Raw genomic sequence first — 15057 nt, forward strand, 5'->3', positions numbered from 1 at the left:
CGAAGGCCCGGAGGCCGGTAGCGCCGGGGCTCCTATGGGGGCATAGCCTGAATCTATGGCCCTCTCCCCGCACGTCCCCGAACTCGGCGCCCTGGAACTGCTGCTCGCGGTGGCCCGGCTGGGCAGCGTCGGACGGGCGGCGGCGGAGCTGGGCGTCAGCCAGCCGACCGCCAGCGCCCGGATCAAGGGCATGGAACGGCAGATCGGCGTCCCGCTGCTGGACCGCTCGCCCCGGGGCAGCCGGCCGACCGAGGCGGGCCGGCTGGTGGTCGAGTGGGCGCGGCAGGTGGTGGAGGCGGCGCAGGCGCTGGACGCCGGGATCGACGCGCTGCGCGAGCGGCGGGACGCCAAGCTGCGGGTGGTGGCCAGCCTGACCGTCGCCGAGTACCTGATGCCCGGCTGGCTGCTGGGCCTGGCCGAAACCAGCCCGGGGACGGCGGTGACGCTGCGGACGGCGAACTCGGCGGAGGTCGCCGGGCACGTCCTGGCCGGGGACGCCGACCTCGGCTTCGTCGAGGGCCCGTCCACCCCGCCCGGGCTGGCCGGCGCGGTGGTGGCGGCCGACCGGCTGGTGGTCGTGGTGGCGCCCGGGCATCCGTGGGCGCGCCGCCGCGCCCCGCTGACCGGGGCCGAGCTGGCGGCCACCCCGCTGGCGCTGCGCGAGCCCGGCTCGGGCACCCGGGAGGTGCTGGAGATGGCCCTGCGGCCGTACGGGGGCGTGGCGCGGCCCCGGATGGAGCTGGGCTCGTCCACCGCGCTGAAGGCCGCGGCGATGACCGGGGCCGGGCCGGTCTGCCTGAGCGAGCTGGCGGTGGTGGAGGAGCTGGCCACCCGGCGGCTGGTCGAGGTGCCGCTGGTGGCGGAGCTGGACCTGCGGCGGCCGCTGCGCGCGGTCTGGCCGGCCGGGCAGCGGCCGGGCGGTCCGGCCCGGGAGCTGCTGGGGCTGACCCGGCAGTCCGGCAAACGTTCACCGAGAAGTCGAGGCGGAAGCCGATCGGACAAAGGTTGAGCGGAATAGACTCAACTTAGTGCATGCTGTACGTAGCAGCGCGACGCCGGACACCGGTGCGCGCCGCACGGCAGACAGCCGTGCGCGACGGCACGCAGCAGTACGCAGCAGCAGTGAAGGACGACGAGGGAGGCCCCCCAGCAGTGGACGCCAGCAAGTTCACCACCAAGACGCAGGACGCCCTGTCCGCCGCGATCCGGCAGGCGGGCACGGCCGGCAACCCGGACGTCAGGCCGGTGCACATCCTGATCGCCCTGCTGGAGCAGCCCGAGGGCATCGCCCGGCCCCTGCTGGAGGCGGTCGGCGCGGACGTCGCCCGGGTCGACGCCGAGGCGCGCCGCCAGGCGGCCGCGCTGCCCAGCGCGATGGGCACGACGGTCGCCGCGCCCCAGCTCGCCCGGGACACCATCGCGGTGCTCACCGAGGCCGGCAAGCGCGCGAACGACCTGGACGACCAGTACGTCTCCACCGAGCACCTGATGGTCGGCCTGGCGGCCGAGGGCGGCCAGGTGGCCGAGCTGCTGGTGCACCAGGGCGCCACCCCGAAGGCGCTGCTCGCCGCGTTCAAGGACGTCCGGGGCAGCGGCCGGGTCACCTCACCGGACCCGGAGGGCACCTACAAGGCGCTGGAGAAGTACGGCACCGACCTCACCCAGGCCGCCCGGGACGGCAAGCTCGACCCGGTGATCGGCCGCGACCACGAGATCCGCCGGGTGGTCCAGGTGCTCTCCCGCCGGACCAAGAACAACCCGGTGCTGATCGGCGAGCCCGGCGTCGGCAAGACCGCCGTGGTCGAGGGCCTGGCCCAGCGCATCGTGGCCGGTGACGTACCGGAGTCGCTGCGCGGCAAGCGGCTGGTCGCGCTGGACCTCGGCGCGATGGTCGCGGGCGCCAAGTTCCGCGGCGAGTTCGAGGAGCGGCTGAAGGCCGTCCTGAACGACATCAAGGCCTCCGACGGCCAGGTCGTCACCTTCATCGACGAGCTGCACACCATGGTCGGCGCGGGCGCCGGCGGCGACTCCGCGATGGACGCGGGCAACATGCTCAAGCCGATGCTGGCCCGCGGCGAGCTGCGGATGGTCGGCGCCACCACGCTGGACGAGTACCGCGAGCGGATCGAGAAGGACCCGGCCCTGGAGCGCCGCTTCCAGCAGGTGCTGGTCGGCGAGCCCAGCGTGGAGGACTCGATCGCCATCCTGCGCGGCCTCAAGGGCCGGTACGAGGCGCACCACAAGGTGCAGATCTCGGACGCCGCCCTGGTCGCCGCGGCCACCCTGTCCAACCGCTACATCACCTCCCGCTTCCTGCCCGACAAGGCGATCGACCTGGTCGACGAGGCGGCCTCCCGGCTGCGGATGGAGATCGACTCCTCCCCGGTCGAGATCGACGAACTCCAGCGCTCCGTGGACCGGTTGCGGATGGAGGAACTGGCCCTGGAGAAGGAGTCCGACCCGGCCTCGGTGGACCGGCTGGCCAGACTGCGGCGCGACCTCGCCGACAAGAACGAGCAGTTGAGCGTGCTGACGGCGCGCTGGGAGCAGGAGAAGAAGAGCCTCAACCGGGTCGGCGAGCTCAAGGAGCGGCTGGACGACCTGCGCGGCGCGCTCGAACGCGCCCAGCGCGACGGGGACTTCGAGCGGGCGTCCAAGCTGATGTACGCCGAGATCCCGGCCGCCGAGAAGGAGCTCACCGACGCCCAGGAGCGCGCCGCCACTGCGGACACCGAGCCCGGGTCCGCCTCCGCCCCGATGGTCAAGGAGGAGGTCGGCCCCGACGACGTGGCGGACGTGGTCGCCTCCTGGACGGGCATCCCGGCCGGTCGGCTGCTGGAGGGCGAAAGCGCCAAACTCCTGCGCATGGAGGAGGAGTTGGGCCGACGCCTGATCGGCCAGAAGGAGGCCGTGCAGGCCGTCTCGGACGCGGTGCGGCGCACCCGCTCCGGCATCGCCGACCCGGACCGCCCGACCGGCTCCTTCCTCTTCCTCGGCCCGACCGGTGTCGGCAAGACCGAACTCGCCAAGGCCCTGGCCGACTTCCTGTTCGACGACGAGCGGGCGATGGTCCGGATCGACATGAGCGAGTACGGCGAGAAGCACTCGGTCTCCCGCCTGGTCGGCGCCCCGCCCGGGTACGTCGGCTACGAGGAGGGCGGCCAGCTCACCGAGGCCGTCCGCCGCCGCCCGTACAGCGTGGTGCTGCTGGACGAAGTGGAGAAGGCGCACCCGGAGGTCTTCGACGTCCTGCTCCAGGTGCTGGACGACGGACGGCTCACCGACGGCCAGGGCCGCACGGTGGACTTCCGCAACGCCATCCTGATCCTCACCTCCAACCTGGGCAGCCAGTACCTGGTCGACCCGGTCACCCCGGAGGCGGAGAAGCGGGAGCTGGTGCTGGGCGCCGTCCGGGCCGCGTTCAAGCCGGAGTTCCTCAACCGGCTGGACGACATCGTGGTCTTCGAGCCGCTGGGCACCGGCGAGCTGAGCCGGATCGTCGACCTCCAGGTGGCCCGGCTGGGCGAGCGGCTGCGGGAGCGGCGGCTCACCCTGGAGGTCTCCGAGGCCGCCCGCGACTGGCTGTCGCTCACCGGCTACGACCCGGCGTACGGCGCCCGCCCGCTGCGCCGGCTGGTGCAGTCCGCGATCGGCGACCAGCTGGCCCGGGCGATCCTGTCCGGCGCGGTGCACGACGGGGACACGGTCCTGGTGGAGCGGGACGAGTCGGGCGACCGGCTCACCGTCCGCGGCCGGGGGCCGCTGGAGAAGTAGCACCGCCGGGCGTCCGGCGCACGGGCCGTTCCCTCCGCTCCGGCGGCAGGGGGCGGCCCGTTCCGCGCGCCGTCACTCCAGCGCCCTCACTCCACCGCCGCCGTCACTCCAACGCCCCCATTCCGGCGCCCTCACTCCGCCGCCGCCTGTCGCAGCAGCCGCCGCGTCCGGTCCCGCCGGCTGCGCGCCAGCCGGTGCAGCTCGGCCACCTGGGCGTCCGGCAGGTTCCAGGCCTGGGTCAGCAGCCTGAGCGTGGACACCCGCGGACAGGACACCTCCCGCTCCAGGTCCCGGATCGACCGCACGCTCAGCCCGGTCGCCTCGCCCAGCTGCTCCTGCGTCATCCCCTGGTCCAGCCGGATGTTCCGCAGCAGCGCCCCGAGCGTCGCGCCGTCCCCCGTCGCCGCTCCACCCACTCCTGCTCCCCCCTCAATTCCGGACAGTCCACCTCAGGACTGTTCAACTCGCCCTGCCTGACCGGGATTTGATCGAAGCGAGTTCCGTCGCACGCTAACCGCTTCCGGCCGGGACGGCAGGCGAACCAGCGCGCCGGGCGCGTGACGTGGCTCACGCGCGCCCCTCCGGAGGTCCGCGCCCCACCCGGTCGCCGCCCCGGCTCCCGTCCCGGTCACCGCCCCCGCACACCCTCCGTGACCGCCGCCCGTTCCACCCCCCGCCGGAGGCGCCGGACGAGGGCGGGAAGAACGCCGGACGAAGATCGACGCCCCCTCGGCCGCCCCTGTGAGCGGAGCCCCGAATGAGGCAGGATGGGAGGTGGAAAGGGCGGCCTCTCATTGCCGGCCACCACGTGCACTGAGGAAGAGGACCCCCATGAGCATCGACCCGTCGTCCATCCCGTCCTTCGGCGTTCCCCAGGGCGGCCAGCCCGGCGGCCAGGGCGGGCGGCCGGCCGGCCCGCCGCCGATCGTCGTCCCGGACCAGAACCTGGTCACCCAGCTGCTGGACCAGATGCAGCTCAAGCACGTCGTGGACGAGGAGGGCGACCTCACCGCCCCCTGGGAGGGCTTCCGCGTCTACTACATGTTCCGCGGCGACCAGAAGGAGCTCTTCGCGGTGCGCGCCTTCTACGACCGCGCGTACCCGCTGGAGAAGAAGGGCGAGATCCTCGACCTGATCGACGAGTGGAACCGCGAGACCCTCTGGCCCAAGGTCTACACCCACACCCACGAGGACGGCGTGGTCCGCCTGATCGGCGAGGCCCAGATGATCGTCGGCACCGGCGTCAACCTGGAGTACTTCGTCACCACCACCGCCAACTGGACCCAGGCCGCGGTCGGCTTCGAGCAGTGGATCGTCGAGCGCCTCGGCCTCCAGAACGAGATCGAGGGCGAGGACGGCGAGGGCGACAAGGGCACCGACGAGGCCTGATCCCGTTCCCGGTACTCCGGTCCGGCCCGCCACCGCCTCCGCGCCGGTGGCGGGCCGTCCTTGTCCCCGGCTCCCGGCTGTCCCAGGATGGCCCTGACGACGAGCCGTGAGGAGCCACCGATGGGTACCAGGCCACTGCTGAACCGCCGACTGGCCGGGATGGGAACGACGATCTTCGCCGAGATGTCGGCCCTGGCCACGGCCACCGGCTCGATCAACCTCGGCCAGGGATTCCCGGACACCGACGGGCCCGAGGAGGTCCGCGAGGCGGCCGTACGGGCCCTGCGCGAGGGCCGGGGCAACCAGTACCCGCCCGGCCCCGGCATCCCCGAGCTGCGGCAGGCGATCGCCGAGCACCAGCAGCGCTTCCACGGCCTGACGTACGACCCGGACACCGAGGTGCTGGTCACCGCCGGCGCCACCGAGGCCATCGCCGCCACCCTGCTGGCCCTGCTGGAGCCCGGGGACGAGGTGATCGCCCTCGAACCCTTCTACGACTCCTACGCCGCCTGCATCGCGATGGCCGGCGCCACCCGGATCCCGCTCACCCTGCGGGCCCCGGCCTTCCGCCCCGACCTGGACGAACTGCGCTCGCTGATCACCCCGCGCACCCGGCTGCTGCTGATCAACACCCCGCACAACCCGACCGGCACCGTCCTCACCGCCGAGGAGCTCGCCGGGATCGCCGAACTCGCCCTCGAACACGACCTGCTGGTCGTCACCGACGAGGTCTACGAGCACCTGGTGTTCGGCGCCGTCCACCACCCCGTCGCGGCCCTGCCCGGCATGCGCGACCGCACCGTCACCATCTCCTCGGCCGGCAAGACCTTCTCCTTCACCGGCTGGAAGGTCGGCTGGGTCACCGCGAGCCCGGAGCTGGTCGCGGCCGTGCGCACCGCGAAGCAGTACCTCACCTACGTCAGCGCCGGCCCCTTCCAGTACGCCGTCGCCGAGGCCCTGCGGCTGCCCGACACGTACTTCGACACCCTCCGCGCCGACCTGCTGCGCAAGCGCGACCTGCTGCTCGACGGCCTCGCCGCGGCCGGCTTCCGGGCCTTCACCCCCGAGGGCACGTACTTCGTCACCACCGACATCACACCGCTCGGCGAGAAGGACGGCATCGAGTTCTGCCGTGCCCTGCCCGGCCGTTGCGGCGTCGTCGCCATCCCGAACGCGGTGTTCTACGACGACGCGGAGGCCGGCCGTAGCCTGGTCCGCTTCACTTTCTGCAAAAAGGACGAGGTCCTCCAGGAGGCCGTCGCCCGTCTACGGCGCCTGTGAGAGGCCGCACGCCCCCTTTCACGCCCTTCGAACAGGGATGTCCGTGATCCGACGCCAGTTCTGATGGATCATCAACTTCCTTGATCGGCTTGCTTGTTTGCCGCCACAGCGGCGATCCTTCCGACCGTCGAGGCACTCCCGCGCCGCCCTCCATGCCCCGCGCCTGGAGGGCGGCGGTGTGTCCTGCACCCGGACGGCGCACACCCGGCGCACACGGCGCACGATCCGGTGACAGGGGCGCGCGCTGTGCAGACTCGCACATGGGCTCGATCAGACCCGGGAAGCAGGTGTGCTCGAAACGGTGAATGCTTGACAAAGTTGGGTAAATCACCGGCGGACCCGGCGTATTCGTGCTTCTCTGCTGCTGAATCTCCAGCCGGAATCCTTCCTTCCACGGTCGGCCGCGCCCAGGGCCGCACAGCCACGAACAGCCTCGCCATCGCCTAGGCCTACTCGCTGCTGCTCGGCGGGCGCGCACGGAGCTGAAACGCGGAGCCGAGCATGCTCACCACACTGCAGACCTCCTACACGGACACCCGCGCCGGTGACCTCGCCTGGTGCCTCGGCGGCGACCCGCTGCCCGCTCTCGCCGTCCGCGACCTGAGACTCGGCGGTGGCGGCCGCCCGGGCCCGTCCGGCACCCTCCAGCTGCGCCTGCTGGGCGCCTCCCACCAGGTGCTGATCGACGCGGGCCCCGGCCAGTGCCTGGAGACCGTCGCCTGCCTGCCGGGCCGCCGCACCCCGCTGCCGGCCCGGGTGGCCAAGCAGGTCGGCGGCTGGGAGTACGAGTTCGCGGCCCGGATCGAGGCGCTCCCGCCGCACGACTTCGCGGCCCGCGCCCAGGAGCTGCTGGCCCTGGTCGAGGGGCACCCGCGGGGCCTCGCCGGGGTCTTCCCGGGCGACCCGAGCGCCTTCACCGCGCTGGTCACCCAGGGCGGCCCGGACCGGCTGCTCTGGCGCACCTGGCACGCCTACCCGCAGGAGGGGCAGCTGGTGTGCACCCGCTCCTCGCTGGTGGTGCCCGAGATCGCCGAGATCGCCGGGGTGGCCGGGGCGGCCGGGGCATGACCGCCGGAAGCCCGGAGCGGAACACCGATCCGGCCGTAGGCCGCCCGGCACAAGGCCTACGAATCGTACGCAGGAACGGTTCGTCAATCCGACGTCGTCAACTGTCCGCCGGATGGGCGCAGCCATCCGTACCGCACGTCCCCTAGCGTTTGTTCGTGATCAACCATCCGGCCGGTCCGCCCGTATGCCCGCGAGTGGACCTCGACGACGGCGCCCCACCCCGGCCCGGGCGAAGCCTCGCCCCACTCCTGCCCGCCCGCCGTCGATCCCGGCTGCGATCCCGCCCCCGGCTCGCCCGCTTGACCGTCCTGCTGGCCGCGTTCGTCTGCGCGGCCTGCGGACTCGTCTACGAACTCGAACTCGTGGCGCTCGGCGACTACCTGCTCGGGGACACCGTCACCCAGACCTCCGTCGTGCTCTCCGTCATGGTGTTCGCGATGGGCCTCGGGTCACTGCTCGCCAAACGGCTCACCAGCCGGCCCGCCACCGCCTTCGCCCTGGTCGAGTGCGCGCTCGCGCTCACCGGCGGGCTCTCCGTCCTCGCGCTCTACTCCTGCTGGGCCTGGATCGGCCGCTACCAGGCCGCCATGGTCGGGCTCACCTGCCTGATCGGCATCCTGATCGGCGCCGAGATCCCCCTGCTGATGACCCTCATCCAGCGGATCCGGCGCGACGACGCCGGACGCGCCGTCGCCGACCTGTTCGCCGCCGACTACGTGGGCGCGCTCATCGGCGGCCTCGCCTTCCCGTTCCTGATCCTGCCCGCCCTCGGACCGGGCGACGGCGCCCTGCTCACCGGCGCCGTCAACGCCGTCGCCGGAGCGGCCGTGGTGCTCTGGCTGTTCCGCGAGGAACCCGCCCCCCGGATACGACGGCTGCTCTGGGGCGGCTGCCTGCTCGTCCTCGCCCTGCTCGCGACGGCCGCGGCCGGCTCCGACGCCGTCGAACGCGCCGCCCGGCACGCCCTGTACGGCGACCAGGTCCGCTACGCCACCCGCAGCCGGTCCCAGGAGATCGTGCTCACCGGCCCCGCCGAAGGCCCCCTCCGGCTCTACCTGGACGGCCGGCTCGCGGTCTGCGGACCCGACGAGTACCGGGGCAGCGAGGGCCTCGTCCACCCCGCCATGGCGGCCGGCCCGGACGCCCGCGTCCTGCTGCTCGGCGGCGGCGACGGGCTCGCCCTGCGGGAGGTGCTGCGGCACCGGGGCGTCCGCACCGTCCGACTGGTCGACGCCGACCCCGCCCTCCCCCGGCTCGCCCGCACCGACCCCGGGCTCTCCGGCCTCGGCGGCCGCTCACTGGACGACCCCAGGGTCCGCACCACCGCGGCCGACCCGATGGCCTGGCTGCGCGGCGCGGGCGCCCCCGGCGGGGACGGGCCGTACGACGTGGTGCTCGCCGACCTCCCGGCACCGGCCGACGGCGGGCCGGTCAAGTTCCACTCCCAGGAGTTCTACGGCCTCGCCACCCGGCTGCTCTCCCCCGGCGGCCGGATCGCGGTCCGCGCCGGAAGCGACCTGGACGGCCTCTGGCAGATCGAGTCCGGCCTGCGGACGGCGGGCCTGCAGACCGCCCCGTACGCCGTCCCGGGCAGCGCCACCGCCGGCTGCCGCCCCGGAGCGCCGGACGACGCCCAGAACTTCCTCCTCGCGGCCGCCGTCCGGCCCCCGCTCACCCTCGCCCCCGACGCCCCACCGCCCCGCGCCCTCACCCCCGACACGCTCCACGCCACCACCGCCCGCCTCACCGCCCTCCGCCCCACCCGCCCCCCGGCCGCCCTCACCCTGCTCGGGCCCCGCTGAGCCACCTCGCCGAGCCGGGGAACCCGGCGGGCCCACCCCGCGGGCCCCACCCGCAGGCGCCCGGCCGCCCACACCCACCCCGGCCCCGCCGAGAGCCACCCCCGTCGAGGCGGCGGCCCCTGAAGGCCCGCCACCCCGCGGGCCCCACCCGCCCGCGCGGCGGGACGCCCGGGCGGGTGCCGCGGCGATGGTGCGACGGCCAAGGGAACAGGCGGGGTGGGGAAAATCTGGTGGTGGTGGGTAGGGACCGAACAGGGCCCAGTCGGTAGGCTCCGTGACATGGAGCATGAGGTTGTCGTCCCGATGTCCGCCGAGCCGGTTCGGCAGGCCTTGCAGGATCCGGCCCTGCTGGCGCGGAGTGTGCCGGGGCTGAGCACCGAGCCGGCCGCGGTCGGGGCCGGTGCGGCCGAGGAGATCGGCGGCCGGCTGAAGCTGCGGATCGGCGGCTCCACGATCACGTACAAGGGCGTGCTGTCGCTGATCGAGGGCCGGGAGGGCGTGCTGACCGTGCTCGCCGAGGGCGAGGAGGCCCGGGGCAGGGGCGAGGTGACCGCCACCGTCCGGGTCAGCGTCGCGGACGGCGCCGAGGACGGCACCGCGGTGATCCGCTTCACCGGTGACCTCAGCGCCACCGGCCGGCTGACCGAGTTCGACGAGGAGACCCTCGACGCCACCGGCCGCCGGCTGCTGGAACGGTTCGCCACCGCGCTGGTCACCCCGGAGGGCGAGCAGCCCCAGGACCAGGAGGCGGAGCAGGACCAGGAGGCGGACGCCGAGTCGGCCGAGCCCGCCGACGCCGGGACCGGGGCCGACGCCGGTGTGGTCTTCATCGAGGACCGCCAGGACCAGCCCGGCGACGACCTGGACGACGACCTCTCCGACCTGATCGCCTTCTCCGACGCCGACGCCGAGCGCTTCGGCCTGCCCATCGGCTCCGCCGACGACGAGGACGAGGAGGACGACGTCGACGGCGAGGCCGCGGACGGCTCCGCCGAGCAGGACGGCGTCGCCGAGGAGCTCCCCGCCGAGCCGCTCTTCGCGTACGAGGAGGAGCCGGTGCTGAGCGGCCCGGTGCGCCGCAGCATCGTCGGCCGGTCCGCCGAGGAGGTGGACCACGCCCCGCCGCGCGGTCCGTACGCCCCGGCGCTGCCCGCCCGCAGCGCGCGGGCCCGGGCGGCGTCCCGCTGGGGCGGCGAGGCCGGCGGGATCGTGGTGCCGGGCATCGACGGCCGCAGCGCGGTGCCGTGGGTGATCGGCGGCTCGGTGGCGCTGCTGGGTGGTGCCGTGGTGCTGGTCAGGGCGCTGCGCCGGCGCTGAGCCCGGGGCGCCGCCGGGAGCTCCAGGCCCTAGACTGAACGCTCATGAGCAACGACCGCGACGCCCTGCTGGCACAGATCAAGGACAAGGCCGTCGTGCACGGCAAGGTCACCCTCTCCTCCGGCAAGGAGGCCGACTACTACGTCGACCTGCGCCGGATCACGCTGGACGGCGTGGCCGCCCCGCTGGTCGGCCGGGTGATGCTGGACGCGACCTCGCACCTGGACTACGACGCCGTCGGCGGTCTGACCCTGGGTGCCGACCCGGTGGCCGCCTCGATGCTGCACGCCGCCGCCGCGCGCGGGCAGCAGCTGGACGCCTTCGTCGTCCGCAAGACGGGCAAGGCGCACGGCCTCCAGCGCCGGATCGAGGGCCCGGAGGTCAAGGGCCGCCGGGTGCTGGCCGTCGAGGACACCTCCACCACCGGCGGCTCGGTGCTGACCGCCGTGGAGGCGCTGCGCGAGGCGGGCGCCGAGGTGGTCGGCGTCGCGGTGATCGTGGAGCGCGGCGGCGCGGCCGCCGTCGAGGCCCAGGGCCTGGAGTACGTGACCGCGTACACCCTGGACGACCTGGGTCTCTGATCCCGTCCGGTACGGATCCCGTCCGGCACGACGAACGACCGAGGGCCGGTGCTGTTTCACGTGAAACAGCACCGGCCCTCGCCGTGTCCGCGTGCGCCGGGCGCTCAAACGCTCAGGCGCTCAGGCGCTCAGGCGCTCAGGCGCTCAGGCGCTCAGGCGCTCAGGCGCTCAGCCCCGACGGTGCCGGCCGCTGCCGGTCTGGACCTCGTCGACGGCCTCGGCGCCGCCGGCCTTCTTCTTCTTCCGCTCGCGCATGACCTCGACCAGGATCGGCGAGATCGACAGCAGGACGATCAGCAGGATCGCCGGGATCAGGTACTTGTCGATCACCGGGGCGAGCGCGTCACCGAAGAAGTAGCCGATCAGCAGCATGGACTCGGTCCACAGCACGCCGCCGACCACGTTCCAGAGGAAGAACGTCCGGGCGGGCATCTCCAGGGTGCCGGCGACCGGGTTCAGGAAGGTGCGGACGATCGGCATGAAGCGGGCCAGCACCACGGCCTTGCCGGAGCCGAACTTGTTGAAGTACTCCTCCGCCTTCACCACGTACTCGCGGCGGAAGATCTTCGAATCGGGCTTGTCGAACATCTTCGGCCCGACCTTGGCGCCGATCAGGTGCCCGAGCTGGGCGCCGGCGATCGCCGCGATCGGGGCGCCGATCAGCAGGACGCCGATCGGCAGCTTGGCGCCGTCGCCGAGCACCGAGGAGGCGGCGTTCGAGGCGGCGACGCCCGCGAGGATCAGCAGCGAGTCGCCCGGGAAGAAGAAGCCGACCAGCAGGCCGGTCTCCGCGAAGATGATCGCGATCAGCCCGATGGCGCCGAGGGACGAGATCAGGGATTTGGCGTCGAGCAGGTTGACGGCCAGCTGGTTGTAGTCCACGGGCGCAGGATAGCGGGCGCACCTTGCCGGCGAAGCGGGCGTACCCGTGCCGGCGGTGCCCGGCGGGGGCCGCTCCCGGCCCCCGCCGGAGCCGCCCGCGACCGCCGTGCGCCCGTGCCGTGCGACGGTCCGCATGGCGGGCTCCTGCTGACCTGCGGGCACGAGTCTGGGAAGATGGCACAGGCGTCCGGTCCGCGGCGGTACACCACCCTCATGGCCGTACCGCGGAGGTCGCCGCGAACCTTGGTGCCGGAGAGCCAACCGCAACGCCGCGCGACGGCGGGCCGGCACGGAGTCGTCACGAAGGCGTACACAGCGTCGGACAGCACCGTCCGTACGCCGCAACCCGACAGGAGCGGATCGCATGCCCATCGCAACTCCCGAGGTCTACAACGAGATGCTGGACCGGGCCAAGGCGGGCAAGTTCGCCTACCCGGCCATCAACGTCACGTCGTCGCAGACCCTGCACGCCGCGCTGCGCGGTTTCGCCGAGGCCGAGAGCGACGGCATCATCCAGATCTCGACCGGTGGCGCGGAGTTCCTGGGCGGCCAGCACAACAAGGACATGGTGACCGGCGCCGTCGCGCTCGCCGAGTTCGCCCACATCGTCGCCGCCAAGTACGACATCACCGTCGCGCTGCACACCGACCACTGCCCGAAGGACAAGCTGGACGGCTACGTCCGCCCGCTGCTGGCCGTCTCCGCCGAGCGCGTGGCCCGGGGCGAGAACCCGCTGTTCCAGTCGCACATGTGGGACGGCTCGGCCGAGACCCTGTCCGACAACCTGGCCATCGCCCAGGAGCTGCTGGCCCAGGCCGCCGCCGCCAAGATCATCCTCGAGGTCGAGATCACCCCGACCGGTGGCGAGGAGGACGGCGTCACCCACGAGATCAACGACGAGCTGTACACCACCGTCAACGACGCCGTGCGCACCGCCGAGGCGCTGGGCCTGGGCGAGCAGGGCCGCTACCTGCTGGCCGCCTCCTTCGGCAACGTGCACGGCGTGTACAAGCCGGGCAACGTCGTGCTGAAGCCGGAGCTGCTGCGCGAGCTCCAGGACGCGATCGGCAAGCAGTACGGCAAGACCGACCCGTTCGACTTCGTCTTCCACGGCGGCTCGGGCTCGACCGCCGAGGAGATCGCCACCGCGCTGGAGAACGGCGTCGTGAAGATGAACCTGGACACCGACACCCAGTACGCCTTCACCCGCCCGGTGGCCGGCCACATGTTCGCCAACTACGACGGCGTGCTGAAGGTCGACGGCGAGGTCGGCAAGAAGAACACCTACGACCCGCGCACCTGGGGCAAGCTGGCCGAGGCCGGCATGGCCGCCCGCGTGGTCGAGGCCGCCGAGCAGCTGCGTTCGGCGGGCAAGCGCCTGAAGTGAGGCCCGCGCCCCATGACGTGAGCCGCGCGCCCCGCGCGTGACACACGGGTGCCCCCGGCGGAGACCGCCGGGGGCACCCGTGTGTCGGGGGGGATGTCTACTGCTTGAGCTCCGCGTACGCCTCCGCGCTGCTGTCCTTCAGGAACTGCCAGCAGCGGGTCTCCTCCTCGGTCTCCTTGATCGCGCCGGCCGCCCGGGCGAGCGCCGCCAGGCAGCGCAGGAAGCCGCGGTTGCCGCGGTGCTCCCACGGCACCGGGCCGTGGCCCTTCCATCCGTTGCGCCGCAGCGCGTCCAGGCCACGGTGGTAGCCGGTACGGGCGTAGGCGTACGACTCGACGTACCGGCCGGCCGCGTAGGCGTCGTCGGCGAGCATGGCCCAGGCCAGGCAGAAGACCGGGAACTCGGCCGCGACCTGGGTGGGGGAGGCCGACTCCTCCGCCAGCATCCGGTAGGGCCGCTCCTCCTCCGGGAGGAGGGTGGGTTCGGGACCGTCGAGAAGATTCCTGTGAATCGCCATGCCCTGAAGTCTGCCACCCGAGACGCAGGGGTCAACCGCCGTCCCGGACGGGCCCCGCTCCGCGGCACCCCGAGTCGCCGCCGAGGCGTGTGGACATTCACCCGTTCGCCTGACAGTGTGAAGATCATGTCCGCAGCCCGATCCGTCGGCCGGCGCACCGCACCGCCCCGGAAGGGCGGTCGCCGACGCCGCCGACCGCGCCGCGGACCCGGTCCTGTCATGCTCACGGCACTGGTGGTCTCCGTGCTGGTGCTGGGCGCCACGGCGGTCATGCTGAACCGCCCCTCGGGGACCCCGGCCGCCGCCCCGACCACCCAGGCGAGGGTCGCCCCGCCGGCCGAGCAGGCCGCCACGGCGGCGCCGACACCGCAGCAGGCCCCGCCCCCGGCTCCCGCGAAGGCCGACACCCCGCCGCCCGCACAGCCGTCGACACCGGCCGCGCCGGACCCCGGCCCCACCAAGGGCGCGGGCACCTTCACCGTCGCGCCGGCCACCGCCAACCCGGTCGGGCGCGGCAACGTGCGCCGCTACCGGGTCGAGGTCGAGGACGGCATCGGCATCGACGCCCCGACCGCCGCCGCGCAGATCCACGCCATCCTCGGCGACAAGCGCGGCTGGACCAGCGACCGCAAGAACGGCTTCCAGCTGGTCACCGACGGCCCGTACGACTTCGCCGTGAAGATCGCCTCACCGGCCACCGTGGACCGGATCTGCGGCGCCTCCGGCCTGGACACCCACGGCGAGGTCAACTGCAACGTCGGCAACCAGGTGCTCGTCAACTCCAAGCGCTGGAACACCGGTTCACCGCAGTTCAGCGGACCGCTGGAGGAGTACCGGGCGCTGATCGTCAACCACGAGGTGGGCCACCGGATCGGCCACGGGCACGAGGGCTGCCCGGGCGAGGGCAAGCCCGCCCCCGCGATGATGCAGCAGATCTACGGCCTCAAGGGCTGCACGCCCAACGCCTGGCCGTACTCGGCGCAGGGCGGCTACATCGGCGGCCCGTCCGTCCCGTAGCACCACGGCGCCCCGCAGCACCGCGCCGTCCCGTGGACCGCG

The 15057-nt window shown here is 73.4% G+C and carries 13 protein-coding genes; 10 read left to right on the top strand and 3 right to left on the bottom strand.

Going from position 1 to position 15057, the window contains the following annotated elements; translation table 11 throughout:
* Nucleotides 1–55 precede the first annotated feature (55 nt).
* Together ACFWP2_RS20010 and clpB are read left to right on the top strand one after the other, a co-directional pair.
* On the top strand, nt 56–1009 hold the full coding sequence (locus tag ACFWP2_RS20010) for a LysR family transcriptional regulator (RefSeq protein ID WP_380453094.1): 954 nt from the start codon (nt 56–58) through the stop codon (nt 1007–1009).
* A 143-nt stretch (nt 1010–1152) separates the two neighbouring features.
* Nucleotides 1153–3774, top strand: coding sequence for an ATP-dependent chaperone ClpB (gene clpB, locus ACFWP2_RS20015; RefSeq protein ID WP_380453096.1), 2622 nt, complete (start codon nt 1153–1155; stop codon nt 3772–3774).
* 131 nt (nt 3775–3905) lie between these two features.
* Here the strand turns inward: clpB and ACFWP2_RS20020 are convergent, their stop codons facing one another.
* The gene (locus ACFWP2_RS20020) at nt 3906–4190 is read right to left on the bottom strand and encodes a helix-turn-helix domain-containing protein (RefSeq protein ID WP_380453098.1); all 285 of its coding nucleotides are present in this window, start codon (nt 4188–4190) and stop codon (nt 3906–3908) included.
* A 415-nt stretch (nt 4191–4605) separates the two neighbouring features.
* Here ACFWP2_RS20020 and ACFWP2_RS20025 point away from each other — a divergent pair, with 415 nt between their 5' ends.
* The 6 genes from ACFWP2_RS20025 to pyrE all read left to right on the top strand — a co-directional run bounded on the left by ACFWP2_RS20025 (nt 4606) and on the right by pyrE (nt 11212).
* Nucleotides 4606–5163 (top strand): YbjN domain-containing protein, encoded by a 558-nt coding sequence (locus ACFWP2_RS20025; protein ID WP_380453100.1) that lies wholly within the window; start codon nt 4606–4608, stop codon nt 5161–5163.
* Between the two features lie 120 nt (nt 5164–5283).
* A complete protein-coding gene (locus ACFWP2_RS20030) occupies nt 5284–6444 on the top strand; it encodes a pyridoxal phosphate-dependent aminotransferase (RefSeq protein ID WP_380453102.1) in 1161 nt (386 codons plus the stop codon).
* Nucleotides 6445–6945: 501 nt separating this feature from the next.
* Complete coding sequence (locus ACFWP2_RS20035) at nt 6946–7512, top strand: DUF2617 family protein (RefSeq protein WP_380453104.1); 567 nt, start codon at nt 6946–6948, stop codon at nt 7510–7512.
* A 248-nt stretch (nt 7513–7760) separates the two neighbouring features.
* Nucleotides 7761–9314: a polyamine aminopropyltransferase gene (locus ACFWP2_RS20040; protein WP_380453303.1), complete on the top strand. Its 1554-nt coding sequence runs from the start codon at nt 7761–7763 to the stop codon at nt 9312–9314.
* Between the two features lie 279 nt (nt 9315–9593).
* On the top strand, nt 9594–10631 hold the full coding sequence (locus ACFWP2_RS20045) for a hypothetical protein (protein WP_380453106.1): 1038 nt from the start codon (nt 9594–9596) through the stop codon (nt 10629–10631).
* Between the two features lie 44 nt (nt 10632–10675).
* On the top strand, nt 10676–11212 hold the full coding sequence (gene pyrE / locus ACFWP2_RS20050; protein WP_359897723.1) for an orotate phosphoribosyltransferase: 537 nt from the start codon (nt 10676–10678) through the stop codon (nt 11210–11212).
* Between the two features lie 168 nt (nt 11213–11380).
* On the opposite strand, the gene ACFWP2_RS20055 is transcribed toward pyrE, so the two are convergent.
* Complete coding sequence (locus ACFWP2_RS20055) at nt 11381–12094, bottom strand: DedA family protein (protein WP_380453109.1); 714 nt, start codon at nt 12092–12094, stop codon at nt 11381–11383.
* 364 nt (nt 12095–12458) lie between these two features.
* Between ACFWP2_RS20055 and fbaA the strand changes: the two genes are divergently transcribed.
* On the top strand, nt 12459–13481 hold the full coding sequence (fbaA, locus tag ACFWP2_RS20060; RefSeq protein WP_380453111.1) for a class II fructose-bisphosphate aldolase: 1023 nt from the start codon (nt 12459–12461) through the stop codon (nt 13479–13481).
* 97 nt (nt 13482–13578) lie between these two features.
* Here fbaA and ACFWP2_RS20065 read toward each other — a convergent pair whose 3' ends face one another.
* Nucleotides 13579–13998, bottom strand: a complete 420-nt coding sequence (locus ACFWP2_RS20065) for a DUF3151 domain-containing protein (RefSeq protein ID WP_359897720.1) — start codon at nt 13996–13998, stop codon at nt 13579–13581.
* Between the two features lie 219 nt (nt 13999–14217).
* On the opposite strand from ACFWP2_RS20065, the gene ACFWP2_RS20070 reads away from it, so the two are divergent.
* Entirely contained in the window at nt 14218–15015 is a 798-nt protein-coding gene (locus ACFWP2_RS20070; protein ID WP_380453114.1) for a DUF3152 domain-containing protein, read from the top strand.
* Nucleotides 15016–15057: the final 42 nt, after the last annotated feature.

The sequence above is a fragment of the Kitasatospora sp. NPDC058444 genome, assembly GCF_042721415.1.
Lineage (GTDB): Bacteria > Actinomycetota > Actinomycetes > Streptomycetales > Streptomycetaceae > Kitasatospora.

Coding starts and splice junctions, on each gene's coding strand:
- fbaA (WP_380453111.1), top strand. CDS start 12,459: ATGCCCATCGCAACTCCCGAGGTCTACAACGAGATGCTGGACCGGGCC.
- ACFWP2_RS20065 (WP_359897720.1), bottom strand. CDS start 13,998: ATGGCGATTCACAGGAATCTTCTCGACGGTCCCGAACCCACCCTCCTC.
- ACFWP2_RS20010 (WP_380453094.1), top strand. CDS start 56: ATGGCCCTCTCCCCGCACGTCCCCGAACTCGGCGCCCTGGAACTGCTG.
- ACFWP2_RS20070 (WP_380453114.1), top strand. CDS start 14,218: ATGCTCACGGCACTGGTGGTCTCCGTGCTGGTGCTGGGCGCCACGGCG.
- ACFWP2_RS20045 (WP_380453106.1), top strand. CDS start 9,594: ATGGAGCATGAGGTTGTCGTCCCGATGTCCGCCGAGCCGGTTCGGCAG.
- ACFWP2_RS20030 (WP_380453102.1), top strand. CDS start 5,284: ATGGGTACCAGGCCACTGCTGAACCGCCGACTGGCCGGGATGGGAACG.
- ACFWP2_RS20025 (WP_380453100.1), top strand. CDS start 4,606: ATGAGCATCGACCCGTCGTCCATCCCGTCCTTCGGCGTTCCCCAGGGC.
- pyrE (WP_359897723.1), top strand. CDS start 10,676: ATGAGCAACGACCGCGACGCCCTGCTGGCACAGATCAAGGACAAGGCC.
- ACFWP2_RS20035 (WP_380453104.1), top strand. CDS start 6,946: ATGCTCACCACACTGCAGACCTCCTACACGGACACCCGCGCCGGTGAC.